This window comes from Pseudomonas sp. S60, assembly GCF_016647865.1.
In the GTDB taxonomy this organism is placed as follows: domain Bacteria; phylum Pseudomonadota; class Gammaproteobacteria; order Pseudomonadales; family Pseudomonadaceae; genus Aquipseudomonas; species Aquipseudomonas parafulva.
Map to the genome: position 1 here is coordinate 13607 of NZ_JACVVH010000004.1, position 24626 is coordinate 38232.

A 24626-nucleotide genomic window follows, 5' to 3' on the forward strand; every position below is an offset into this window, starting at 1 on the left:
GATCCTTAGCGGTGGCCGCCAGTCTGCTTGAGGAAGTTGGCGAACAGCTCGTGCCCTTGTTCGGTCAGTATCGACTCAGGGTGGAACTGCACCCCTTCAACATTCAGCGTCTTGTGGCGCAGCCCCATGATTTCATCCACCGAGCCGTCTTCGAGGGCCGTCCAGGCGGTGACTTCCAGGCAGTCTGGCAGGGTGTCGCGCTTGACCACCAGCGAGTGGTAGCGGGTAACGGTCAACGGGTTGTTGAGGCCGGCAAACACACCGAGGTCACGGTGGTAGACCGGGCTGGTCTTGCCATGCATCACCTGGCGCGCGCGCACTACATCACCACCGTAGGCCTGGCCGATGGACTGGTGCCCCAGGCACACACCCAGAATCGGCAGCTTGCCGGCAAAATGCAGAATGGCCTGGATGGAGACACCGGCCTCGCTCGGCGTGCAAGGGCCGGGGGAAACGACGATGCGCTCAGGCTGCAGGGCTTCGATCTGGGCGATGGTCAGCTCGTCATTGCGAATGACCTTGACCTCGGCACCCAGCTCGCCAAGGTACTGCACGACGTTGTAGGTGAATGAGTCGTAATTGTCGATCATCAGTAACATCGGGTTAAACCTCTTGAATCTACTGACTTCATAATTCGAACCTTCCCACACCTGTGGCAGGCGCGGCTTCGCCACAAAGGGCTGATACAGGAAGGCAAACAGGGACGGGCCGGGCAGGCCGGCAGGGGATAAAGTCAGGCGCGCCAACGCCAACGGGCGTGGGCCTTGATTACGCGCATCAAGAGTTTGCTGACGATCAACACAGGGTAGGTCTCGCTCATACGTTCGGGCACAGTAGCCTACCGGGGCGGCGGGCGCAATACGCCCGTAAACACTGGGAAACGAATGGACTTCGGAGCGATGCCCGCCGATTTGCTAAGGTCGATGGGGCTCCCCTGATAAAAACAAAGAAAAGGATGTTCCATGATGCGAAAACCCGCACTGCTGCGCCTCACCCTCAGCACCTTGGCCCTGGCCTGCAGCCAGGCATTCGCCGGCCCATCGCCCTACTCCAACCTGATCGTGTTCGGCGACAGCCTCAGCGATGCCGGGCAGTTTGGCGGCATGCGCTTCACCAACCGTGACGCCAACGGCAACTACGCACCCGTGTCGCCGATGATCCTGGGCGCACACCTTGGCGTGAACCCGGCAGCCCTTGGCCCTTCCACCTCCCCGCTCAACCAGGCCGTAGGCCTGCCTGACGGAAACAACTGGGCGGTAGGCGGTTACACCACGCGGCAAATTCTGGACTCCATCACCACCACCTCGCAGACGGTGATCCCGCCAGGGCGCCCAGGGGCCGGTCAGTTGCTGCGGGAAAAACCGGGTTACCTGGCCAACGGCCTGCGCGCGGCCCCCAACGCACTGTATTACCTCACCGGCGGAGGCAACGACTTCCTGCAGGGGTTGGTCAACGGCCCTGCTGATGCCGTGGCAGCCGGCGCCCGGCTGGCCGCCAGCGCCCAGGCCCTGCAGCAGGGGGGCGCGCGCTATATCATGGTCTGGCTGCTGCCTGATCTAGGCCAAACCCCCAACTTCAGCGGCACGCCGCAACAAAACCCGCTGTCCCAGCTATCCGGCGCGTTCAACCAGTCGCTGCTCAGCCAGCTCAGGCAGGTGGACGCGCAAGTCATTCCCTTGAACATTCCGGGGCTGCTGAGCGAAGCCCTGGCCAACCCCAACGCGTTCGGGCTGGCCAGCAACCAGAACCTTGTCGGCACCTGCTACAGCGGCGAAGGTTGCGCAGGCAACCCCGTGTACGGCCTCAATGGCACAACACCCGACCCGAGCAAATTGCTGTTCAACGATGCGGTACACCCCACCATCGCCGGCCAGCGGCTGATTGCCGATTACGCCTACTCCCTCATCGCCGCCCCGTGGGAGATCACCCTGCTGCCCGAGATGGCCCACGCCAGCGTGCGTGCCCATCAGGATGAACTCCGCAACCAGTGGCAGGCGCCCTGGCAGGCCGTTGGCACGTGGCAACCCTTTGTTGCCACAGGTGCCCAGGACCTGGATTTCGGTAGCCAACCTGGCGCCGCCAGCGGTGATGGCCGTGGCTACAACCTGACCGTGGGCGCCAGCTACCGGCTCGACGATGCCTGGCGCCTGGGCCTGGCCGGTGGCGCCTACCGACAGAAGCTGGAAGCAGGGGCACAGGACTCTGACTACAGGCTGGACAGCTACCTGGCCAGCGCATTCGCCCAGTACCGCGAACACCGCTGGTGGGCAGACGCTGCATTGACTGCGGGCCACCTGAACTACGGCGACCTCAAGCGGACCTTCGCCCTGGGTACCCATAACCGCAGCGAAAAGGGCAACACCGATGGCGAGACCTGGGCCGTGTCTGGCCGCGTCGGGTACAACCTGGCGCCAGACAGCAGCCGGTGGCAATTGGCACCGTTTGTCAGCGCCGACTATGCACGGGTGAAGGTGGACGGCTACGACGAGAAGAGCGGTCGCTCAACGGCGCTGGCCTTCGATGACCAGGACCGTACATCACGGCGCCTGGGCGTCGGCTTGCAGGGCAGCCTGCAGGTAGTGCCGGCAACGCGGTTGTTTGGCGAGGTGGCGCAGGAGCACGAATTCGAAGATGACCAGCAAGACGTGACGCTGCACCTGACGGGGCTGCCTGCCAACGACTTCACCTTGGCGGGGTATACCCCAGCCAGCAACCTGACCCGGGTTGGCCTGGGTGTCAGCCATGAAATCGTGGCAGGCGTGCACCTGCGAGGCAGCTATAACTGGCGCAAAAGCGACGAGCAGAAACAGCAGGGCCTAAGCCTGGGCGTTTCTGTCGACTTCTAACCTAGCCGCGAACGTAGCCTGCGATCTGCCTTGCGTGAACTTCAGAAGGCGGATCGCGAGCTTTGCCCGCGCCTACAAGGCCGAGCGTGTGGTCAGTTCTGTTCGGCCAGTGCGACGGCGCGGAACATCGCCCGGCGCTTGTTGATGGTTTCTTCCCACTCCAGTGCCGGCACCGAGTCGGCAACGATGCCGCCGCCCGCTTGCACATGCAGTTCGCCGTCCTTGATCACCGCCGTACGGATGGCAATGGCGGTGTCCATGTTGCCGTTCCAGGCGAAATAACCGACTGCGCCGCCATAAACGCCACGCTTGACCGGCTCCAGCTCATCAATGATTTCCATCGCCCGGATCTTCGGGGCCCCCGACAGGGTGCCTGCCGGCAAAATCGCCCGCAGCGCGTCCATGGCTGTGAGGCCTTCGCGCAACTGGCCGGTGACGTTGGAAACAATGTGCATCACGTTGGAGTAGCGCTCGATCACCATCTTCTCGGTCAGGCGCACGCTGCCGGTGGCGGCCACGCGGCCCACGTCATTGCGGCCCAGGTCGATCAGCATCAGGTGCTCGGCGATTTCCTTGTCGTCCGACAGCAGGTCATCTTCCAGCGCCCGGTCCGCGTCTTCGGTTGCGCCACGCGGGCGGGTGCCGGCGATGGGGCGCACGGTAACCAGGTTGTCCTCGACCCGCACCAGCACTTCCGGCGAGCTGCCCACCACGTGGAAGTCACCGAAGTTGAAGAAGTACATGTAAGGCGTTGGGTTGAAGCAGCGCAGCGCGCGGTACAGGTCGATGGGCGCTGCCTTGAAGTCGATGGACATACGCTGCGAGGGCACGACCTGCATGCAGTCGCCGGCCAGGATGTACTCCTTGATGCGCCCGACAGCGTTTTCGTAATCCTCGCGGGTGTAGCTGGAGCGGAACTCGGGCTCTGCCGCCGGTGGGCCGCTCAAGTCCAGGCCACGGCGCGGGGTGATGGGCTGGCGCAAAGTTTCGAGCAAGTCCTGCAAGCGGGCATTGCCCTGGTCGAAGGCGTGCTCATCGGCCGGGTCGACCAGCACGATGGCGTGCATCTTGCCGGCCAGGTTGTCGAACACCACCACCGCATCAGACACCATCAGCAGAATATCCGGCACCGCCAGCGGGTCCGGGTTGGGGCTTGCACCCAGGCGTGTTTCCACGTAGCGCACGCAGTCGTAACCGAAGTAACCCACCAGGCCGCCATTGAAGCGCGGCAACCCCGGAATGTCGGCCACCTTGTAACGGTCCTTGAATGCCTCGACGAAGGCCAGCGGGTCTTCGACCTCATGGCTTTCGACCTCAACGCCGTCCTGCAGGATGCTAACGTGATAACCGTGCACCCGCATCACTGTGCGCGAAGGCAGGCCGATCATGGAATAACGGCCCCACTTCTCGCCGCCCTGCACGGACTCGAGCAGGTAGGAGTTAGGCTGATCAGCCAGCTTCAGGTAGATCGACAACGGCGTGTCGAAGTCGGCCAGGGTCTCGCAGGCCAGGGGGATGCGGTTAAAGCCGGCTGCAGCCAGGCGCAGGAATTCTTCGCGGGTCATGAGTAGCCTCGTGGCATAAAGCTTATGGTCGGGCAAACGGATGGGCCGGCACGCGCCGGCAGGCAGAAGTCAGGCGCGCCAACGCCAGCGGGCCAGGGCCTTGATGACTTTCATCCAGAATTTGCCGGTAACCGCCACGGGGGACTCTCTGTCGTGTGAGGCTTGAAGGTCCGCCAACGTTATCCCAGTGGCAGGGTCTACGCAACCGGGCAGCAGTGCGCGCAGGTCATCGATCACCAGGCTGGGGGACTCTTCACCGATCGGCCGCCCATGGTTGTAGCCATAGGTAAGGCCAACACTCTGCACGCCAGCGGCCTTGGCCGCCTGCACGTCGCTGCGCGAGTCGCCAACAAACAACGACTGTTGCGCGGTCACGCCCGCCATCTGCATGACAAACAGCAGCGCCGCTGGGTCGGGCTTCTTCTGCGGCAGAGTGTCGCCACCGATGATCCAGCGGAAGTAGCTGCCGATCTTCATCTGGTCCAGCAGCGGCCCGACAAAACGCTCGGGCTTGTTGGTGATCAGCGCCATCTCCACACCGCGCTTGCTCAACCAGCGCAGGGTGTCTTTTACGCCCGGGTAGACCTGCGTCAGCGCATGGCTGTCGGCGTAGGCCTCCATGAACAACGCCAGGGCCCGTTCGGCCAGTGCATCATCTACCGAAGCATGATCGATGCCACCGGCCAAGGCGCGGCGCACCAGCACCTGTGCACCGTTGCCCACCCACTGGCGCACGGCAGCAAGGCCGGCCGGGGGGCGGCCGAGTTCGAGCAGCATGCGGTCGACAGCGGCCGCCAGGTCTGGCACGGAATCGATCAGGGTACCGTCCAGATCGAACATCACCAGCCTGGGCAGCGTCCCCGGGAACAGCTGCTCGAAGCCGCTCATGGGCGGGCCTGAGCCAGTTCGCTGCGCATCTGCGCGATCACTTGTGCGTAGTCCGGGGCATTGAAAATGGCAGAACCGGCGACGAAGGTATCGGCACCTGCTGCAGCGATTTCACGGATGTTGCCCACATTGACCCCGCCGTCGATTTCCAGACGGATATCACGGCCGCTGGCGTCGATCAGGGCACGGGCTTCACGCAGTTTGTCGAGGGTGCCCGGGATGAACTTCTGCCCGCCAAAACCCGGGTTGACGCTCATCAGCAGCACCATGTCGACCTTGTCCATCACATACTTCAAGGCATCCAGGCTGGTGGCCGGGTTGAACACCAGGCCGGCCTTGCAGCCGCCATCCTTGATCAGTTGCAAAGAGCGGTCGATGTGCTGCGAGGCTTCCGGATGGAAGGTGATGTAGCTGGCGCCGGCTTCGATGAAGTCGCCGATGATACGGTCGACCGGGCTGACCATCAGGTGCACGTCGATGGGCGCGGTGACGCCATACTTGCGCAGGGCGGTACACACCATCGGGCCGATGGTCAGGTTGGGGACATAGTGGTTGTCCATGACATCGAAGTGGACGATGTCTGCACCCGCAGCCAGAACCTTGTCGACATCCTCGCCCAGACGGGCGAAATCGGCAGAAAGAATGGAGGGGGCAATAGCGTAGGGCTGCATGGCGCACCTGTTGGCAGAATCACGGTGGCGCGCATTGTAACTCAGGCAAGCGAATGAGGGCTGACTGGTATCAATCGCGATGCGCCGCAGGTGGCGCACCGCGAGCAGCGGTCAGGCAGGCTGCTGGGTCCTCAGTTTTTCGCTGCGCCCACGCAGCCACTCCAGGGTCAGCAGCAGTACCACCGAGAACGCGATCAGCAAGGTGGCCGCCGCCGCGATGGTGGGGCTGAGGTTCTCGCGTATGCCGCTGAACATCTGCCGTGGCAGAGTCGCCTGCTCAGGCCCGGCCAGGAACAGCGTCACCACCACCTCGTCGAACGAGGTAGCAAAGGCAAACAGCGCCCCCGAAATCACGCCTGGGGCGATCAGCGGCAAGGTCACCCGACGGAATGCCAGCAGTGGCGATGCCCCCAGGCTGGCCGCCGCCCGCACCAGGTTGTGGTTGAACCCTTGCAGGGTTGCCGACACGGTGATGATGACGAACGGTACACCCAATACGGCGTGTACCAGAATCAGCGAGGTGAAGCTGTTACCCAGGCCCAGCGGGGCGAAAAACAGGTAACTGGCCACACCGATGATCACCACCGGCACCACCATGGGCGATATCACCAGGGCCATCACCAGCGACTTGCCTGGGAAATCGCCCCGGGTGAGGCCGATGGCCGCCAGCGTACCGAACACCATGGCCAGCGCCGTGGCTGCCGGGGCAACGATGATGCTGTTCTTCAGCGCACGCATCCACTCGGCAGAGCCGAAGAAATCCTGGTACCACTGCAGCGAGAAGCCCTGCAACGGGTACACCAGGAAACTGCCGCTGTTGAATGACAGCGGCACGATGACCAGCACAGGCAGAATCAGGAACAACAGGATCAGGCCGCAGAGAATGCGCAGGCTGTAGAACCAGACCCGCTCAACGGGTGACATGTATGGGCTCAGCATGACGAGGCTCCTCAGCTCAGGCGCAGGCGGCTGGCGCCAACCAGCCAGCTATAGATCAGGTACAACAGCACGGTCGCCAGCAACAGCAGCCCGCCAAGGGCGGTGGCCATGCCCCAGTTGATACTGGTGTTGGTGTAGAAGGCCACGAAATAGCTGACCATCTGGTCGTTCGGGCTGCCGAGCAGCGCCGGGGTGATGTAGTAGCCGATGGCAAGGATGAACACCAGCAGGCACCCGGCCCCTACACCTGCGTAGGTCTGCGGGAAGTACACCCGCCAGAAACTGGCGAACGGGTGGCAGCCCAGCGAAATGGCGGCACGCATGTAGCTGGGCGAAATGCCTTTCATCACGCTGTACAGCGGCAGAATCATGAACGGCAACAGAATGTGCACCATCGAGATGTACACACCCGTACGGTTGAAAACCAGCTCCAATGGTTGATCAATGATGCCCATGGCCATCAGCGCACTGTTGATCAGGCCGCCCGACTGCAGCAGCACGATCCACGCCGCCACACGCACCAGAATCGACGTCCAGAACGGCAGCAGTACCAGGATCATCAGCAGGTTGCTCTGCCGGGTCGGCAGGTTGGCCAGCAGGTACGCCAGGGGGTAGGCCAGCACCAGGCAGATGGCAGTGATCACCACCCCCATCCACAGTGTGCGGGTGAAGATATCCAGGTAGATGGCCTGGTCGGGGGTGGCCTTGGCCAGTTCGCCAAGGTCGTCGATACGGTGGTCGAGCGAAGCCAGCAGGTAGAACGAGGTCACCGTGCTGGTGTTACGGCGTATCGCCTGCCAGTAGGCGGGGTCGCCCCAGCGCTCGTCCAGGGTTTGCAGTGCATCCTTGTACGACGCAGGCTCGCTTTTGAACGGCAGCGCGCGTGCGGTCTTGGCCAGCAGGCTGCGATAGCCGGCCAGCTCCATGTTCAGGCGCTTGGAAAGGTCGCCCAGGGTCTGGTTCTTGCGCGACTCGGCCAGGTCCTGGCTCAGTGCCTTGTAGACGTCCTCGCCGGGCAGGCTCTTGCCGTCCCACTGGCCGATGATCTCGACTGTGCGCGGCAGGCCGCTGACTACTTCCGGGTTGCCGACGCTCTTGAACAGCAGCGCGCCGATAGGCACCAGGAACACCAGCAGAAGAAACAGCGCCAGCGGCGCGATCAACGCCTGCGCCTTCCAGCGGTTGACCCGCTCGGCGCGCTTGAGGCGCTGCTTGAGATTTGAACCTGCGCCTTCTTTGAGGGGCACTGCGATGGCCATGGCACACTCCGCGATACGAACTGAAAATGGGGCCGCAACGCGGCCCCCTTACGCTGGGCGTTTACTTCTTCGCCGCCCAGGCGTTGAAGCGTTGCTCCAGCTGCTCGCTGTTGTCGGCCCAGAAGGCCACGTCGATCTGCACCTGGTTGGCAATGTTCTCAGGCGTGGTCGGCATGTCTTTCTTCACATCTTCGGACAGCAACTCCACAGCCTTGGAATTCGCCGGCCCGTAGGCGATGTTCTCGGAGTAGGTCTTCTGCTGCGGCGGCTGCACGCTGAAGGCGATGAACTTCTTGGCCTGCTCGATATCCTTGGCGCCCTTCGGAATGGCCCAGGCATCAAAGTCGTAGATACCGCCGTTCCACACCACCTTGAGGTTGCTTTCTTTTTGCACGGCGGCAATGCGCCCGTTGTAGGCCGAGCTCATGACCACGTCACCCGAGGCCAGGTACTGCGGTGGCTGGGCACCGGCTTCCCACCACTGGATGCTGGGCTTGAGCTCGTCGAGTTTCTTGAAGGCGCGGTCCACCCCTTCCTTGGTGCCCAGCACCTGGTAGACGTCCTTGGGTGCCACGCCGTCGGCCATCAGGGCGAATTCCAGGGTGTACTTGGCCCCTTTGCGCAGGCCGCGCTTGCCGGGGAATTTCTTGGTGTCCCAGAAATCGGCCCAGCTGGTGGGGGCCGTCTTGAGCTTGTCGGCGTTGTAAGCCAGCACCGTGGACCAGACGAAGAAGCCCACGCCACAAGGCTGAATGGCGCCGGGCACATAATCGCCTTCGTTGCCGAATAGCGCAGGGTCGAGTTCTTCGAACATGCCCTCGTCACAGCCACGGGCGAGCTCCGGCGACTCCACTTCCACCAGGTTCCAGGACACGCTCTTGGTGTCGACCATCGCCTTGACCTTGGCCATTTCACCGTTGTACTCACCGGCGACGATCTTGCCATTACCGGCCTTTTCCCACGGCTCGTAGAACGCCTTCACCTGGGCCGCCTTGTTGGCGCCTCCGAACGACACCACGGTCAGGTCTGCAGCCATGCTCTGGCCAGCGGCGAACAGCCCCAGGGCCAGGGCGGTCAGTTTCAACTGCTTGCGCATTGTTATTCTCTCCACAGTACAGGGTTGGTGCAGCAAACCTTCATTGGGCTTCGGTAACCGGGTCGAGCGCACGGGCGTGCTCCACCTCCCAGCCCAGCGGTACCACATCGCCCACGGCCAGGGCCGGGTCGAGTTCGGCAATGGGCTGCTTCACGAAGAAATCGGCCTTGCCGCAAACCTCCAGGCGCACCCGCACGTGGTCGCCCAGGTAAATGAATTCGGCCACCCGGCCAGAGAAGCGGTTGACGCAGGCTTCGCTGTGGCCGTTGAGGCGCACGCGTTCCGGGCGGATCGACAAGGTAACCGGCTCGCCCGGGCTTCCTACGTTCACCGCCAGCGCCTCAACCCGCTCACCGCGCGCCAGCTGCACCTGGCAACGGTTGCCATCGTGGCTCAGCAGGGTGCCGTTGATGCGGTTGTTCTCGCCGATGAAGTTGGCGACGAAGGTGTTGCAGGGCGCCTCGTACAGGGTGCGAGGGTCGGCGATCTGCTGGATCTGGCCCTGGTGGAACACCGCCACGCGGTCCGACATGGTCAGCGCCTCGCCCTGGTCGTGGGTCACGTACACCACAGTGACGCCAAGGCGCTGGTGGATATGCTTGATTTCCATCTGCATGTGCTCACGCAGTTGCTTGTCCAGCGCCCCCAGCGGCTCATCCATCAGCACCAGTTGCGGCTCGAACACCAGGGCCCGGGCCAGCGCCACACGCTGCTGTTGCCCACCGGACAACTGGCCGGGGTAGCGCTTGGCGAAGGCCTCCAGCTGCACCATGTTGAGCACGCGCTTGACCCGTTCGCTGATGTCGGTCTTGCTCAGGTTGCGCACCGTCAGCGGGAAGGCCAGGTTCTCGGCCACGGTCATGTGCGGGAACAGCGCGTAGTTCTGGAACACCATGCCGATGTCGCGCTTGTGCGGCGGCACGTTGTTGATGGAGCGCCCGGCCAGCTGAATCTCACCTGCGGTAGGGGTTTCGAAGCCGGCGAGCATCATCAGGCTGGTGGTCTTGCCTGAGCCAGAGGGGCCAAGCAGGGTCAGAAACTCGCCCTTGCGGATGTCCAGGTTGAGGTCTTTGACGATCAGCGATTCGCCGTCGTAGCTCTTCTGCACACCACGGAAGCTGACCAGCGTTTCGCCGGTTGCAGCGTTCGACTTCGCCTCGCTCATGCCTGCACCTTCTTGTTGGATGACTGCGTAGGCAAAAGCGTAGAAGAGTGGCAAGCACCGGGAAATCGGGGGCGCTGAGAGAATGCCATCATCCGGATGGAAGATTGTGTGTAGGGATTGCCCTACAAGGATGACGCGATTGGGACACCGGCCAGCACTGCCATCCACCCCTTGTGGGGGCGGGCGCAACCTGTGTGTCGCAATCAGACCAGCTTGTGCTCCATGGCGTACTTCACCAGCTCCGCCAGGGAGTTCACTTTCAGCTTCTGCATCAGCCGCGCCTTGTGGGTGCTGATGGTCTTGCTCGACAGCGCCAGCTGCTGGGCAATGTCGTTGACGTTAGCGCCCTGGGCCAGGCGCTCGAACACTGAAAACTCCCGTTCCGACAGCAGCGTATGCAGCGGCCGAGACTCGGTCAGGCCCACTTCGAAAACCATGCGGTCCGCCAGCGCCGGGTCGATGTAGCGCCCACCCCCGGCCACCCGGCGAATCGCCGCCAGCAACAGCGCCGGGTCGCTGTCCTTGGTGGCATAGCCTGCCGCCCCGGCTTTCAATGCACGCGCCGCCATCTGCGCCTCGTCATGCATCGACAGCATCAGGATTGCCGGTGGGTCCTGCAGTGCGCGGATGCGCGGGATGGCTTCCAGCCCATTGACGCCCGGCATGGAGATATCCAGCAACACCACTTCGCAGGGCGTATGCCTGAGGGTATCGAGCAACTGCTCGCCATTGCCGGCCTCGCCCGCCACCTGCATGTCCTTGGCCAGGCCGATCAACTGCTTGATGCCTTCGCGAACAATGGTGTGGTCTTCGGCCACCAGTACTCGAATCACGGTCGTTCTCCTATTCCAACGCAATGGCCACGCTCAGGCTGGTGCCCTCGCCCGGTTCACTGTGCAGCACCATGCTGCCCCCCAGCATGAGCACCCGCTCGCGCATGCCTACCAGGCCAAACGAGGTGGGCCGTGGCTGGTCGCGGCAAAAGCCCTGCCCGTCATCGCTCACGGTCATGCGCAATTGCCCCGCTTCACGCACCAGTTCTATTTCCACGCTGTGGGCGTTGGCGTGGCGCATCACATTGGTCAGCGCTTCCTGAAGAATACGGAACAGGCCCGTTGCCTTGGCATCGCTCAATGCTGGCAGATTATCGGGCACCTGCACCAGGCACGGGATCTGCGTGCGCGCCTCGAAGCGCCGCGCCTGCCACTCGATGGCCGACGCGATGCCTGCATCCAGAATCGGTGGGCGCAGGGCCGTGGCCACATCGCGTACCAGCTGGAACAGCTGGCTGATCAGCCGTTTCATAGTGGCCAGGCGCTCATTGAGGGCAGGGTCGAGTTCGGCAAACGCCAGCTCGCACATCGACACCTCCAGCTTCAACACCGTCAGCATCTGCCCCAGCTCGTCATGCACCTCCCGGGCGATGCGGGCTTTTTCTTCCTCACGCACGCTCTCCAGGTGCGCGGACAGTTCACGCAACTGCTCCTGGGAGCGTGCCAGGGCCAGTTCGGCCCGCTTACCCTGGGTGATATCCCACACCACCCCGTCCCACACCACCTGGCCATTGGCCAGGCGACGGGTACTGGCCTTGATGTCGGCCCAGCGCTGCTCGCCCTGGCGGGTCAGGATGCGGCCCTGCCATTGCCAGTCCTGCTCGCTGGCCAGGGCCAGGTTCTGCACGTGGTGGTAGTCGGCCCGGTCGTCGGGGTGTACCAAGGTGCGCAGCCCCATCTGCGGGTGCTGGATCTCGCTGGGGGTGTAGCCCACCAGCGCCTCGCTGCCCTCGCTGATGTACGGAAACTCCAGCCCGCCAACGGCCGGGTCGCGCTCCAGGCGGAACACCAGGCCCGGGACGTTACCGGCAATCCCCTTGAGCCTCGCCTCGCTCTCGCGCAGCGCGGCCATGGCCCGGTGGCGCTCGGTGACATCGGCAAGGTAGACCACCAGGTACTCGGCATCGCGAAAACGCAGAAAGCTCAGCGACAGCTCCACCGGGAGCAGGCTGTGATCGGCGCGCCGACACTGGGTTTCGAACTGCCCGATGCCCGCCTCGCCCGAGCGCGCGCGCCTCCACAGCTCCAGCCAGCGGTCCATGTTCAGGCCAGGCTCGAAATCGCCCAGTGGCCGGTCCAGCAGCGCCCCTTGCGCATACCCCAGCATGCGCTCGGCAGCAGGGTTGGCGTAGCGCACATGGCTGTCCCAGTTCACCCAGAGGGTGCCAACCGTGCTCTGATCGATCGCGAACTGGCTCAGCCGCGCAGCTTCATCGCGTGCATGCCGCTCCTGCAGACGTTCCCGGGTAGTCAGCAGGCTACGCTCAAGTTCGCGCTGCTGCCGGCGCTGCCACATCAGGGTGGCCAGGGCACCCAGCAGCAACATGCCCAGCAGCAAGGCCAGGTTCTGCCAGAACCCGGGCGACTCGCTCAGGCGGGGGTACCGGGGCTGCAGCCAGCGCTGGTGCAACTGCTCGAGCTGCTTGGCAGGCAACGCCTGCAAGCCACGTTCGAGCACATCGGCCAGCAGCGGCCAGTCCTGCCTCGAACCGATGCGCAGCAACTGCGGCAGGCCGATATCCCCCACCACTGCCAGCTCACCAAACTCACTTTCACGTGACAACCGGCTCAGCTGTGCTTCATCCATCACGGCAAAGCTGGCCTGCCCGCTCACCAACAGTTGCAGAGCCTCTCGCTCATCAGGCACCCCTTGCAGGTTCAGGTTCCCGTAGTTGCCCCGCAGGTAGGTCGCCAACTGGCTGGGCATGCGCACCACCACCCGCTGCGCGGCATCGAGTTTTTCAAGCTCGACCGCCATGGCGCCATTGCGCGGCCCAACGATCAGTTGTGGCACGCGCATGTACGGGTCACTGAACAACCACAGGCGCAGGCTGGCCGGGGTTTGCGTAAGGCCCGGGGCAAAGTCGATCTCGCCCGCCTGCAAGGCGTGCTCCAGGCTGGCCTGGTCCGGGAAGTTTCGCCAGGTAAGGTCCAGGCGCAGGGCCTGGGCAAGGCTACTCACCAATTCCACGTTGGCCCCGTACAGTTGCTGCAGGCGCCGGTCGAACTGGGCGTATGGCGCCTGCAGCACCAGGCCCACCCGCAAGCTGCGATGGCTGTCCAGCCACTGCTGCTGGGCAGGTTCCAGCGTAACGGTGGGCACCGGCTCTGGCCTGGCCAGCGCGATCAGGGGGAGCCACAGGAAGCCAATCACCAACAGGCGACGCATTCGGTTCATCTACAGGCTCTTCCAGGCGAGGCGGCCATCGCGCATGGCCGTCCCGGCCAAATACCATTACGCTGCAGAAATCATTCAGGCCTTGGGTTGATACATGTCCACACTCTATCGCACGACGCTGGCAATGTGCTGCCTTGCCTCGATTCTTCCACTGGCTGCGCTGGCAGCGGATGCCGAAAAACCTGCCGCCGCCACCGAGGCAACCGGCACTGAAGCGGTTCGCCCGCCCTTGCTGGAGCGTAGCCAGGAGGATGCCCAGGCCCTGGAGCGCCTGGTGCCCAAGGCAGAACAGGAAACCTTGCAGGCCGGCACCGACAGCTTCCTGGCCCTGTGGAAACCCGCCAACGACGCCGACCCGAAAGGGGCAGTGATCATTGTGCCCGGGGCAGGCGAAACCGCAGATTGGCCCCGAGCGGTCGGGCCACTGCGGCAGAAATTCCCGGATGTGGGCTGGCACAGCTTGAGCGTCAGCCTGCCGGACCTGTTGATAGACGGCCCCCAAGCCCGGGTCGAGGACAAACCAGCCGAGGTGCCCGCCAGCCAGAACGGCCAGCGTGCCCCCGTCAAGGATGAGCCGGCCGACGCTAATGCCAACGTCGCCCAGGCCACCGCAGCCGACCCGGACACTGCACAAGGTACCGATGCCGAAGTAGCCGACCAGCAGGCCGACCCCGCCGATGCCGAGCGCATCTTTGCCCGCCTGGACGCGGCCGTTGCCTTCGCCCAACAGCACAACGCCCGCAGCATCGTGCTGATCGGCCATGGCAGCGGCGCCTACTGGGCCGCCCGCTACCTCAGCGAGCGGCAGCCCCCGCAGGTACAAAAGCTGGTGATGGTGGCCGCGCAGACCCCGGCACGGGTCGAGCATGACCTGGAGAGCCTGGCGCCAACGCTGAAAGTACCAACGGCTGACATCTACTATGCCACCCGCAGCGCCGACCGTGCCGCAGCCGCGCAGCGCCTGCAAGCCAGCAAGCGGCAAAAGGACAGCCAGTATCGCCAGCTGTCGCTGATCGCCATGCCAGGCAACCAGGCTGCGGAGCAGGAGCAGTTGTTCCGCCGGGTGCGGGGCTGGATGAGCTCGCAAGGGTGACGCTTCAAATACCGCGCCGCTTGCGGATCATCGCATAGGCCTGGTGCAACTCGCGGGTGCGCTCGGTGGCTTCGCGCAGCTGCGCCTCGCTGGCCCCCGTGCCAGCCAGCTTGTCCGGGTGGTGGCGGCTTACCAGGCGGCGATAGGCCTGCTTGATCGCGGCGCCGTCGGTATCGGCCTCTACCGCCAGCAAGCGCATCGCTGCCGCATAGGTCATGCCCACGCCCGCCATGCCAGCGGTTTTGCGCGGCTCGTACTCTTGCGACATTGCCTGCACCTGGCGGCGGCTCATGCCCAGCTTGTGCCCCCAGTCCAGCAGCAGTTCACGCTCCTTGTTGCCCATCCTGCCGTCAGCCCAGACCATGCGCCAGCTGGCGCGCATGGTACCTTCCGCCGCATGCGGCTGCTGGCGGATGCGACGCAAGTAGGCGCCCAGCCGATCCTTGCCGGCCTTGCCGCGGTTGAACGCCTCGATTGCCCGCAGGCGCGCAGGCTCGTCCAGGTTCAGGCGCACCATCTCCTGCCGGGCCTGCTGGATATGCTGCTCGGCGACACGGCCGTCACACTTGGCCAGGCGCCCCAGCAAGACAAACAGCAGTTCCTCGTCACGCAGCGCAGGCCGCCCGCCGAGGCGTTCACGCACATCTTCCCAACCTTGCAGGCGCATATGGCGGTCCATCACCTGGCCGAGCAAGGCCCCCAGCAGGGCACCAGGAATGCTGGCGATGGCAAAGCCGGCACCGGCGCCAATCAACGTACCAGGCCACCACATGTCAGGCGTGCTCGCCAAGCAGGCGCTCGGCCTCGGCCAGGCGCTCCAGGGTGCCCACGTCCACCCATCGGCCAGCATGGCGCTCACCGCTGACCTTGCCGGCAGCTATGGCCTGGCGCAGCAGTGGCGCGAGCTTGAATGCGCCAGGCTGGCAACCGTCGAACAGTGATGGGTGCAGCAGGGAAATGCCGCTGAAGGTCAGGGTACCTGGGGCGTTATCCCCGTCGAGGACCTGGCCGTCGACCAGGCGAAAATCGCCGTGGCCGTGATGGCTGGGGTTGTCCACCAGCACCAGATGGGCCAGGCTCGGCAGCGGGCACTGCAACCGGGAAAAATCGTAGTCGGTCCAGATATCACCGTTTACCAGCACGAAGGGTTCATCGCCCAGCAAAGGCAACGCCTTGAAAATACCGCCACCTGTCTCAAGGGGCTCGCCCTCGGCGGAATAGCGGATACGCAGGCCAAAGCGGCTGCCGTCACCCAGGTGGCGTTCGATCTGCTGGCCGAGCCAGGCATGGTTGATCACCACATCGGTAATGCCCGCAGCGGCCAGCGCCTGCAGGTGGTATTCGATCAATGGCCGCCCGGCAAGCGGCACCAGCGGCTTGGGCGTGTGCAGGGTCAAGGGGCGCATGCGCTCGCCCTTGCCTGCCGCCAGAATCATGGCTTTCATGCACGTGCCCCCGCCTGTAGCCCGGCGATCAACTCACCCAACTCGGCCAGCTCGGGGCGGCGGGTGATCACCTCTTCTATATAGGCGAAAAAGCGCGGTACATCGCCCAGGTAACGTGGCTTGCCATCGCGGTGGCAGATGCGGGCAAAAATGCCGATCACTTTCAGGTGGCGCTGCACACCCATCAGGTCGCTGGCACGGTGGAAGGTGTCGAAATCGGCCTGTACCGGGATGCCGGCGGCCTTAGCCTTTTGCCAGTAGTCACGCAGCCAGCCCTCAACGCGGGCCTGCGGCCAGCTGACGAAGGCATCCTTGAACAGGCAAGTGATGTCGTAGGTGACAGGGCCATACACGGCATCCTGGAAGTCCAGCACCCCTGGGTTTGGCATGCTTTGCATCAGATTGCGCGGCATGTAGTCGCGGTGCACCAGCACCTTGGGCTGCGCCAGGGCGCTGTCGATCAGCAGTTGGCTGCAGCGCTGCCAGGCAGCAGCCTGCTGTTCATCGAAGGCCCGGCCAAGTTCGTGGCCCACATACCACTGGGGGAACAGCTCGACCTCACGGCGCAGCAAGGCTTCGTCGTAGCTGGGCAGTGCAGCCTCCATCGGCAGGCGCTGCACGGCCAGCAGTGCGTCGATGGCATCGGCGAACAAGGCGTCGGCATTGTCGGCATCGATGATGTCCAGGTAGGTCTGGCGGCCCATGTCGCCCAGCAGCAGGAAGCCTCGCTCCAGGTCCTGGGCGTGAATGAGTGGCACGTGCACCCCGCCACTGGCGAGCAGGTGGTCGATGGCGACGAACGGTCGGCAATCTTCTTGCGGGGGCGGGGCATCCATCACCACAAAACTGTGCCCTGCGCCTTCCCAGCGGAAGTAGCGGCGGAAGCTGGCATCACTGCTGGCCGGGGTCAGGCTGCCTGCTGGCACCTCGCCCCAGGCGTTGTTGCGGAAAAGATCCTCGAGCTGCTCGTGGAGCCACACCGTCAGTTGTTGCAGGCGTACATCGTGTTCAGGCATTACAAGGGTCTCCGACGGCCCTAGCCGTCAAGCGGGTCATGCTTTATTATCCAGCATCTTTTTCAGACCATCGAGAGGCGTGCGGCCCCACACGCGGGCAGATGGCACGCAGGAAGCCCGGACTAATAAGATGGCATTGAAATCCCCCGCGTTTCGTAGAAAGTTTCCGTTGCTGGTCACCGGCGGTCTGCTGGCCCTGCAACCTCTAGCCATGTCGCACGTCGTGGCAGCCGAACAATTCGACTGCCAAGTGTCCGCCTCCGGTGGTTGGGACTGCAAGCCCAAGGCTCAGGTCAACAACCTGCCGCCACGGCCGGTGCACGAGGGTGCTGCTGTCAGCGCCGGCACCAGCTCCGGTGGCGAAGCAGCCGGCGAGGCGCAAGCCGCCGACCGCCCGACGCTGGTTACCGAGGCCAAAGGCCGCGGCCTGAAGTCGCGCAGCGAAGACTACAGCCACCTGGACTGGGTCCCGCGTGACAAGCTCACCGCTGCTCAGCTGGCCGAAACCGGCCCGTATTGCGGTGGCGCCTATATCGAGCCAACCCGCCCAGGCATGGCCGACACCACGCCCAAGGACGAGTCGCCTACCTACATCAACGCCAAGGTGTCCAAGTACCAGCAGGAGCAGCAGATCGCTACCCTCGCCGGCAACGTGGTAATGCGCCAGGGCAGCATGCAGGCCGAGGCCGACGAAGCCAACCTCTACCAGACCGAAAACCGTGGCGAGCTCAAGGGCAACGTCAAGATCCGCGACAACGGTTCGCTGGTGGTGGGTGACCAGGCACAAATCCAGCTCGACACCGGCGAAGCCCAGGTCGACAACGCCGAATACGTGATGCACAAGTCGCACATCCGCGGCAGTGCCCTTTACGCCAAACGCGGTGAAAACGCGATCATCCGCCTCAAGGATGGTACCTACACCACCTGTGAACCGGGCAGCAACGCCTGGCAGCTCAAGGGCAACAACATCACCCTGAACCCGGCCACCGGTTTCGGTACCGCGACCAACGTCACCCTGCGGGTCAAGGATTTCCCGGTGTTCTACACACCGTATATCTACTTCCCGATCGACGACCGTCGCCAGTCCGGCTTCCTGCCGCCATCGTTCAGCACCAGCAGCGACACTGGCTTCATGCTGGTGACGCCGTACTACTTCAACCTGGCACCCAACTACGATGCCACGTTGTACCCGCGCTACATGACCAAGCGCGGCCTGCTGATGGAAGGCGAATTCCGCTACCTGACCCCTTCGAGCGAAGGCCAGTTCGGCGGCGCCTACCTCAACGACAAGAGCGACGAGCGCAAAGACCAGACTGATTACAAGGATCAGCGCTGGATGGTCAACTGGCAGCACAAGGGCGGCCTGGACGAGCGCCTGATGACCGAGGTGAACTACACCGACATCAGCGACCCGTTCTACTTCCAGGACCTGGAATCCGACCAGATCGGCGTCGACAACAAGGACTTCCTCGATCAGCAAGGTGCGCTCACCTACCGCGGCGACAGCTACACCGCCCGCTTGAACGTGCACGCCTACGAGGCGGCCACCATTTCGCAGATCACGCCGTACGACCGCCTGCCGCAGATCACCTTCAATGGTGTGCTGCCTTATCAGCCGGGCGGGCTGAACATGGCGTATGAAACCGAAGCGGTGCGTTTCGAGCGTGACTTGAAGAAAGGCCCGGTGTTCGACAAGGATGGCAACCTCGACCTGACCGCAGGTGCCGATGGCCGTCGTCTTGACGAGAACATCACCGGCATACAGCGCGCCAACGGCACGCGCCTGAACGTTGCGCCATCGATCAGCTATCCGATGCAAGCCAGCTATGGCTACCTGACGCCGAAGCTGAAGTATGCCTACACCCAGTACGATCTTGATCTGGATGGAAAAGGCAAGGCTGAAGCGATCAGTCAGCACAATGCCGATTCCAGCGTTTACGGTGACTACAGCAGCTCTGTGAACCGCAGCGTGCCGATCTTCAGCGTTGATAGCGGCCTGTATTTCGACCGCAACACCACCTTGTTCGGCAATAGCTACAAGCAAACCCTCGAACCGCGCCTGTACTACCTGAACGTCCCCTACAAGGACCAGAAGGACATTCCGCTATTCGACACGGGCGAAACCTTGTTCAGCTATGACTCGCTGTTCCGCGACAACCGCTTCAGCGGTACCGATCGTATCGGCGACGAAAACAAGCTGTCGCTGGGCGCCACGACTCGCTGGATCGAAGACAACGGCTTCGAGCGCCAGAACTTCAGCATCGGTCAGGCTTACTACTTCAAGGACCGCAAGGTTCAGTTGCCGGGTATCGACTACCGCACCCGCAAAGACTCGCAGTCCGATGTATCGCCGTATGCACTGGTGTACAACTACTACTTCAACCGCGACTGGCGCTTCAATTCGGACTTCAACTGGGACCCGGACAGCCGCAGCACCCGCTCGGGCAGTGCAATGTTCCATTACCAGCCTGAAGATAACCCGAACAAAGTGGTCAACCTCGGTTATCGCTATCGCAACGACACCATCGCCTATGACTCAACCACGGGTACGTGGAAAGTGGGCGGTGGTAACTATGGGGTCGAGGGGCAACCTAACTTCATCAAGGACTACTACAAGATCCAGCAGCATGACTTCTCGGTCATCTGGCCGATCGTCCCGCAGTGGAGCGTCATCGCTCGCTGGCAGCATGACTACAACCGCAACCGTACCCTGGAAGCCATGGGCGGTTTCGAATATGACAACTGCTGCTGGAAACTGCGCCTGATCAACCGCTACTGGCTCGACTTCGACGACTACAGCCAGGCATTGCCGCAGAACGAAAAAGGCGACCATGGTGTATTCCTCCAGATCGTCCTGAAAGGTCTGGGCGGCGTGGTTGGCAACAAGGTCGAATCTTTCCTCGACAAAGGCATTCAAGGTTATCGTGAACGTGAAGACCAAGCTTATTGATCGACTGCGCCCAGTGCTGCTGGGCGTCGCTTTGCTGAGTGGCGCAGTACATGCTGCGGTGCAGCCGCTTGATCGTGTGGTAGCCATCGTTGACAACGACGTGGTGATGCAAAGCCAGCTGGACCAGCGTGTCCGCGAGGTCCAGCAAACCATCGCCAAGCGCGGCGGCGGCGTGCCGCCCTCCGGCGCTCTGGAACAGCAGGTACTGGAACGCCTGATCGTCGAGAACCTGCAATTGCAGATCGGCGAGCGTTCCGGTATCCGCATCACTGACGAGGAACTCAACCAGGCCATCGGCACCATTGCCCAGCGCAATGGCATGTCGCTGGACCAGTTCCGTGCGGCCCTGGCCCACGACGGCCTGTCGTTTGACGACGCCCGTGAACAGGTCAAGCGCGAGATGATCATCAGCCGCGTGCGCCAGCGCCGTGTGGCCGAGCGCATTCAGGTTTCCGAGCAGGAGGTGAAAAACTTCCTGAATTCGGACCTGGGCAAGATGCAGATGTCCGAAGAGTACCGCCTGGCCAACATCCTCATCCCCACCCCGGAAGCGGCCAACTCCCAGGCCATCCAGGCAGCCGCCCGTCAGGTCGGCGATGTGTACCAGCAGCTCAAGCAGGGCGCGGACTTCGGCCAGATGGCCATTGCCCGCTCCGCCAGCGAGAACGCACTGGAAGGCGGCGAAATGGGCTGGCGCAATGCCGGGCAACTGCCACCGGACTTCGCCAAGATGCTGAGCAGCATGGCAGTGGGTGATATCACCCAGCCCATCCGCATCCCCAATGGCTTCATCATCCTCAAGCTCGAGGAAAAACGCGGTGGCAGCCAGAACGTGCTGCGTGATGAAGTGCACGTGCGTCACATTCTGATCAAGCCAAGTGAGGTGCGCAGCGAAGCGGCCACCGAACAACTGGCCGAGAAGATCTACGAACGCATCAACAACGGCGAAGACTTTGCCACCCTGGCCAAGAGCTTCTCGGAAGACCCGGGCTCGGCGCTCAACGGCGGCGACCTCAACTGGGTTGACCCGAACAGCCTGGTACCGGAGTTCCGCGAGCAGATGGCCAACGCCCAGCAAGGCGTAGTGACCAAACCGTTCAAGACCCAGTACGGCTGGCATGTCATGGAAGTGCTGGGCCGTCGTGCCACCGACAGCACCGAACAGGCACGCGAGCAGCAGGCCATGACGGTTTTGCGTAATCGCAAATACGACGAAGAGCTGCAAACCTGGCTGCGCCAGATTCGCGACGAAGCCTACGTTGAAATCAAGCTGCCTGGCGCTGACCAGGCCGCCCAGTGAAGCCACTGCGCTTCGCCGTCACCCCCGGCGAGCCAGCGGGCATAGGCCCCGACCTGTGCCTGCTGCTCGCCGCAGACGCCCAGCCCCACCCCCTGATTGCCATCACCAGCCGTGACCTGCTCGCCGAGCGGGCCACCCAGCTGGGGCTGGCGGTCGACCTGCTGCCAGTAGGGCCACAGCAGTGGCCTGACCGGCCCGCGCCAGCGGGCAGTCTCTATGTGTGGGACACGCCACTGGCGGCCCCGGTAGTGGCGGGCCAACTGAACAACGCCAACGCCGCGTTCGTCCTGCAAACCCTCACCCGCGCCGGCCAGGGCTGCCTGGACCAACACTTTGCCGGCATGATCACCGCGCCGGTGCACAAGGGCGTCATCAACGAAAGTGGCATCGCCTTCTCTGGGCACACTGAGTTTCTGGCCGAACTGACCCACACCGAGCAGGTGGTGATGATGCTGGCCACCCATGGCCTGCGCGTTGCCCTGGTGACCACCCACCTGCCCCTGCGCGATATCGCCGACGCCATCACCGCCGAGCGTCTTGAGCGGGTTACACGCATCCTGCATGCAGACATGCGTAACAAGTTCGGCATCCCCCACCCTCGCATCCTGGTATGCGGCCTCAACCCCCATGCGGGTGAAGGTGGCCATCTGGGCCGCGAGGAAATCGACATTATCGAGCCAGCCCTGGCCCGCCTGCGCGCCGAAGGCATGGACCTGCGCGGGCCATTGCCAGCCGATACCCTGTTTACCCCCAAATATCTGGAGCACTGCGATGCGGTGCTGGCGATGTATCACGACCAGGGCCTGCCCGTACTCAAGTACAAGGGCTTTGGTGCGGCGGTCAACGTGACCCTGGGGCTGCCCATCATCCGTACCTCGGTTGACCACGGCACTGCCCTGGACCTCGCTGGCACCGGCAACATCGACACCGGCAGCCTGCGCGTTGCGCTGCAAACTGCCTACCAGATGGCCGAGAACCGACCATGAACGAGCAATACCAACACCGGGCGCGCAAGCGCTTCGGTCAGAACTTCCTGCACGACGCAGGCATTATCGACCGCATCCTGCGGGCTATCAACGCCAAGGCTGGCGAGCACCTGCTGGAAATCGGCCCGGGCCAGGGCGCCCTCACCGAGGGGCTGCTGGGCAGTGGCGCGCAACTGGACGTGGTTGAACTGGACAAGGACCTTGTGCCGATCCTGCAGCACAAGTTCGCAGATCGCGGCAACTTCCGCCTGCACCAGGGCGACGCCCTGAAGTTCGACTTCAACCAGCTGGGCGTCCCCCCACGCAGCCTGAAAGTGGTCGGCAACCTGCCCTACAACATCTCGACGCCCCTGATCTTCCATTTGCTCAGCCATGCCGGGCTGATCCGCGACATGCATTTCATGCTGCAAAAGGAAGTGGTCGAGCGCATGGCTGCAGGCCCCGGCGGTGGCGATTGGGGCCGCCTGTCGATCATGGTGCAGTACCACTGCCGGGTCGAACACCTGTTCAACGTTGGCCCAGGCGCCTTCAACCCGCCGCCCAAGGTGGACTCCGCCATTGTGCGCCTGGTACCCCACGAAGTGCTGCCACACCCGGCGAAGGATGCACGCCTGCTGGAGCAGGTGGTACGCGAAGCGTTCAACCAGCGCCGTAAAACCCTGCGCAACACCATGAAAGGCCTGCTCGACAGCCAGGCCATCGAAGCGGCTGGTGTGGACGGCAGCCTGCGGCCCGAGCAGCTTGACCTGGCAGCCTTCGTGCGCCTGGCTGACCAATTGGCAGACCAGCAAGCCTGACCTCAGCGCGACCGTTGGGCATCTGCTCAATCCGCATGCCGAGCGGCGCAGGGCCAGTGCTGGCCCTGCGCACCATCAATGGCCTAGACTGCATCATTGCGTCAGTTCGCCCAAGGCCCTTGCATGACCGACCCCCGCTATCAGATCGACGTCAGCGTCGTGACCCGTTATCTCAAAGAACAATCCGACCCGGATAACAGCCGTTTCGCCTTCGCCTACACCATTACGGTGCAGAACAACGGCTCACTCAAAGCCAAGCTGCTGTCACGCCACTGGCTGATCACCAATGGTGATGGTGAAGTGGAGGAAGTGCGCGGCGCCGGCGTGGTCGGGCAGCAACCCAACATCGACCCGGGCCAGAGCCATACCTACAGCAGCGGCGCGGTGATCACTACCCGCGTCGGCACCATGCAGGGCAGTTACCAGATGTTCGCCGAAGACGGCAAACGTTTCGATGCCACCATCGCGCCTTTCCGCCTGGCTGTACCCGGGGCATTGCACTGATGGCTACCTACGCCGTCGGCGATCTGCAAGGCTGCCTGCAACCGCTCAAATGCCTGTTGGACCGGGTGAAATTCAACCCGAGTGTGGACCGCCTGTGGCTGGTGGGCGACCTGGTGAACCGCGGCCCGGAATCTCTCGAAACCTTGCGCTTTCTGTACGCCATGCGCGAGTCGCTGGTGTGCGTACTCGGCAACCATGACCTGCACCTGCTGGCCGCATGGCACAACGTCGAGCGCTTGAAAAAAAGCGACACGCTGCGTGAGGTCATCGAGGCGCCGGATGCCGATCAGCTGTTCGACTGGCTGCGCCAGCAAAAGCTGCTGCATTACGATGAAGCACGCGGCATCGCGCTGGTTCATGCGGGCATCCCCCCGCAGTGGACGCTGGGCAAAGCCCTTGAGTTGGCGGCAGAGGTGGAAGCAGTGCTGCGCGATGATAACCGCCTGCAGCTTTACCTGGACGGCATGTACGGCAACGAGCCGAACAAGTGGAGCAAGAACCTTGCGGGTGTCGAACGCCTGAGGGTGATCACCAACTGCCTCACACGCATGCGCTTCTGCACCGCCGAGGGCAAGCTGGACCTCAAGAGCAAGGAAGGCCTGGAAACAGCACCCAAGGGCTTCAAACCCTGGTTTGCCCACAAGGGCCGGCGCTCGCGCCACGTGAAGATCATCTTTGGCCACTGGGCCGCCTTGCAGGGCCAGGTCGACGAACCTGGCATCATCGCGCTGGACACCGGTTGCGTCTGGGGTGGCGCCATGACCCTGTACAACGTCGACAGTGGCGAATATCACCATTGCGACTGTGGCGAAGGCGGCACCCTGCGCTCAGCGGCGCACCCAACTACACTGAACGATCAGACATGAAGGAAGCAG

At 63.3% G+C, this 24626-nt stretch carries 21 protein-coding genes; 8 read left to right on the forward strand and 13 right to left on the reverse strand.

All coding sequences use genetic code 11. The features are described 5' to 3' along the window. Positions 1 to 5: 5 nt before the first annotated feature. Positions 6 to 599, reverse strand: coding sequence for an aminodeoxychorismate/anthranilate synthase component II (locus IAE33_RS02865; RefSeq protein ID WP_060482854.1), 594 nt, complete (start codon positions 597 to 599; stop codon positions 6 to 8). A 366-nt stretch (positions 600 to 965) separates the two neighbouring features. Between IAE33_RS02865 and estP the strand changes: the two genes are divergently transcribed. Further along, entirely contained in the window at positions 966 to 2846 is a 1881-nt protein-coding gene (estP, locus tag IAE33_RS02870; RefSeq protein ID WP_201162216.1) for an esterase EstP, read from the forward strand. A 92-nt stretch (positions 2847 to 2938) separates the two neighbouring features. Here estP and trpE read toward each other — a convergent pair whose 3' ends face one another. The 9 genes from trpE to IAE33_RS02915 form a co-directional block, all read right to left on the reverse strand. After that, on the reverse strand, positions 2939 to 4411 hold the full coding sequence (gene trpE / locus IAE33_RS02875; protein ID WP_201162058.1) for an anthranilate synthase component I: 1473 nt from the start codon (positions 4409 to 4411) through the stop codon (positions 2939 to 2941). Between the two features lie 69 nt (positions 4412 to 4480). Then, a complete protein-coding gene (locus IAE33_RS02880) occupies positions 4481 to 5299 on the reverse strand; it encodes a phosphoglycolate phosphatase (protein WP_060482857.1) in 819 nt (272 codons plus the stop codon). Beyond that, positions 5296 to 5970, reverse strand: a complete 675-nt coding sequence (gene rpe / locus IAE33_RS02885; protein WP_028633526.1) for a ribulose-phosphate 3-epimerase — start codon at positions 5968 to 5970, stop codon at positions 5296 to 5298. Before rpe ends, IAE33_RS02880 begins: the two co-directional genes overlap by 4 nt. Before the next feature lie 111 nt (positions 5971 to 6081). Further along, complete coding sequence (locus IAE33_RS02890; RefSeq protein ID WP_028633527.1) at positions 6082 to 6909, reverse strand: ABC transporter permease; 828 nt, start codon at positions 6907 to 6909, stop codon at positions 6082 to 6084. 11 nt (positions 6910 to 6920) lie between these two features. After that, complete coding sequence (locus tag IAE33_RS02895) at positions 6921 to 8168, reverse strand: ABC transporter permease (RefSeq protein ID WP_201162060.1); 1248 nt, start codon at positions 8166 to 8168, stop codon at positions 6921 to 6923. 61 nt (positions 8169 to 8229) lie between these two features. Continuing rightward, positions 8230 to 9264, reverse strand: coding sequence for an ABC transporter substrate-binding protein (locus IAE33_RS02900; RefSeq protein ID WP_201162062.1), 1035 nt, complete (start codon positions 9262 to 9264; stop codon positions 8230 to 8232). 40 nt (positions 9265 to 9304) lie between these two features. Beyond that, complete coding sequence (locus tag IAE33_RS02905; protein ID WP_201162064.1) at positions 9305 to 10429, reverse strand: ABC transporter ATP-binding protein; 1125 nt, start codon at positions 10427 to 10429, stop codon at positions 9305 to 9307. Between the two features lie 203 nt (positions 10430 to 10632). Further along, positions 10633 to 11262 carry a response regulator gene (locus tag IAE33_RS02910; RefSeq protein ID WP_028633531.1) on the reverse strand — a complete coding sequence of 210 codons (630 nt, stop codon included), beginning with the start codon at positions 11260 to 11262 and terminating at the stop codon, positions 10633 to 10635. Between the two features lie 10 nt (positions 11263 to 11272). Further along, positions 11273 to 13660, reverse strand: a complete 2388-nt coding sequence (locus tag IAE33_RS02915) for a PAS domain-containing sensor histidine kinase (RefSeq protein WP_201162065.1) — start codon at positions 13658 to 13660, stop codon at positions 11273 to 11275. A gap of 94 nt (positions 13661 to 13754) precedes the next feature. On the opposite strand from IAE33_RS02915, the gene IAE33_RS02920 reads away from it, so the two are divergent. Next, positions 13755 to 14753 carry an alpha/beta hydrolase family protein gene (locus IAE33_RS02920; protein WP_201162067.1) on the forward strand — a complete coding sequence of 333 codons (999 nt, stop codon included), beginning with the start codon at positions 13755 to 13757 and terminating at the stop codon, positions 14751 to 14753. A gap of 4 nt (positions 14754 to 14757) precedes the next feature. On the opposite strand, the gene IAE33_RS02925 is transcribed toward IAE33_RS02920, so the two are convergent. The 3 genes from IAE33_RS02925 to IAE33_RS02935 are packed head-to-tail and all read right to left on the reverse strand — an operon-like array spanning position 14758 to position 17214. Beyond that, a complete protein-coding gene (locus IAE33_RS02925; RefSeq protein WP_201162069.1) occupies positions 14758 to 15525 on the reverse strand; it encodes a TerB family tellurite resistance protein in 768 nt (255 codons plus the stop codon). A gap of 1 nt (position 15526) precedes the next feature. After that, positions 15527 to 16198 (reverse strand): N-acetylmuramate alpha-1-phosphate uridylyltransferase MurU, encoded by a 672-nt coding sequence (gene murU, locus IAE33_RS02930; RefSeq protein ID WP_201162070.1) that lies wholly within the window; start codon positions 16196 to 16198, stop codon positions 15527 to 15529. Then, entirely contained in the window at positions 16195 to 17214 is a 1020-nt protein-coding gene (locus IAE33_RS02935) for an aminoglycoside phosphotransferase family protein (RefSeq protein WP_201162072.1), read from the reverse strand. The genes murU and IAE33_RS02935 overlap by 4 nt, the downstream gene beginning before the upstream one ends. A 130-nt stretch (positions 17215 to 17344) precedes the next feature. On the opposite strand from IAE33_RS02935, the gene IAE33_RS02940 reads away from it, so the two are divergent. The 6 genes from IAE33_RS02940 (at position 17345) to IAE33_RS02965 (ending at position 24617) form a co-directional block, all read left to right on the forward strand. After that, positions 17345 to 20164 carry an LPS-assembly protein LptD gene (locus tag IAE33_RS02940; protein WP_201162074.1) on the forward strand — a complete coding sequence of 940 codons (2820 nt, stop codon included), beginning with the start codon at positions 17345 to 17347 and terminating at the stop codon, positions 20162 to 20164. Next, entirely contained in the window at positions 20145 to 21464 is a 1320-nt protein-coding gene (gene surA, locus IAE33_RS02945) for a peptidylprolyl isomerase SurA (protein ID WP_201162076.1), read from the forward strand. Before IAE33_RS02940 ends, surA begins: the two co-directional genes overlap by 20 nt. Beyond that, positions 21461 to 22450 carry a 4-hydroxythreonine-4-phosphate dehydrogenase PdxA gene (pdxA, locus tag IAE33_RS02950; protein ID WP_201162078.1) on the forward strand — a complete coding sequence of 330 codons (990 nt, stop codon included), beginning with the start codon at positions 21461 to 21463 and terminating at the stop codon, positions 22448 to 22450. The genes surA and pdxA overlap by 4 nt, the downstream gene beginning before the upstream one ends. Next, complete coding sequence (rsmA, locus tag IAE33_RS02955; RefSeq protein WP_028633540.1) at positions 22447 to 23247, forward strand: 16S rRNA (adenine(1518)-N(6)/adenine(1519)-N(6))-dimethyltransferase RsmA; 801 nt, start codon at positions 22447 to 22449, stop codon at positions 23245 to 23247. The genes pdxA and rsmA overlap by 4 nt, the downstream gene beginning before the upstream one ends. A 123-nt stretch (positions 23248 to 23370) precedes the next feature. Then, positions 23371 to 23751: a Co2+/Mg2+ efflux protein ApaG gene (gene apaG / locus IAE33_RS02960; RefSeq protein WP_028633541.1), complete on the forward strand. Its 381-nt coding sequence runs from the start codon at positions 23371 to 23373 to the stop codon at positions 23749 to 23751. After that, positions 23751 to 24617 carry a symmetrical bis(5'-nucleosyl)-tetraphosphatase gene (locus IAE33_RS02965; RefSeq protein WP_201162079.1) on the forward strand — a complete coding sequence of 289 codons (867 nt, stop codon included), beginning with the start codon at positions 23751 to 23753 and terminating at the stop codon, positions 24615 to 24617. The genes apaG and IAE33_RS02965 overlap by 1 nt, the downstream gene beginning before the upstream one ends. Positions 24618 to 24626 lie beyond the last annotated feature (9 nt).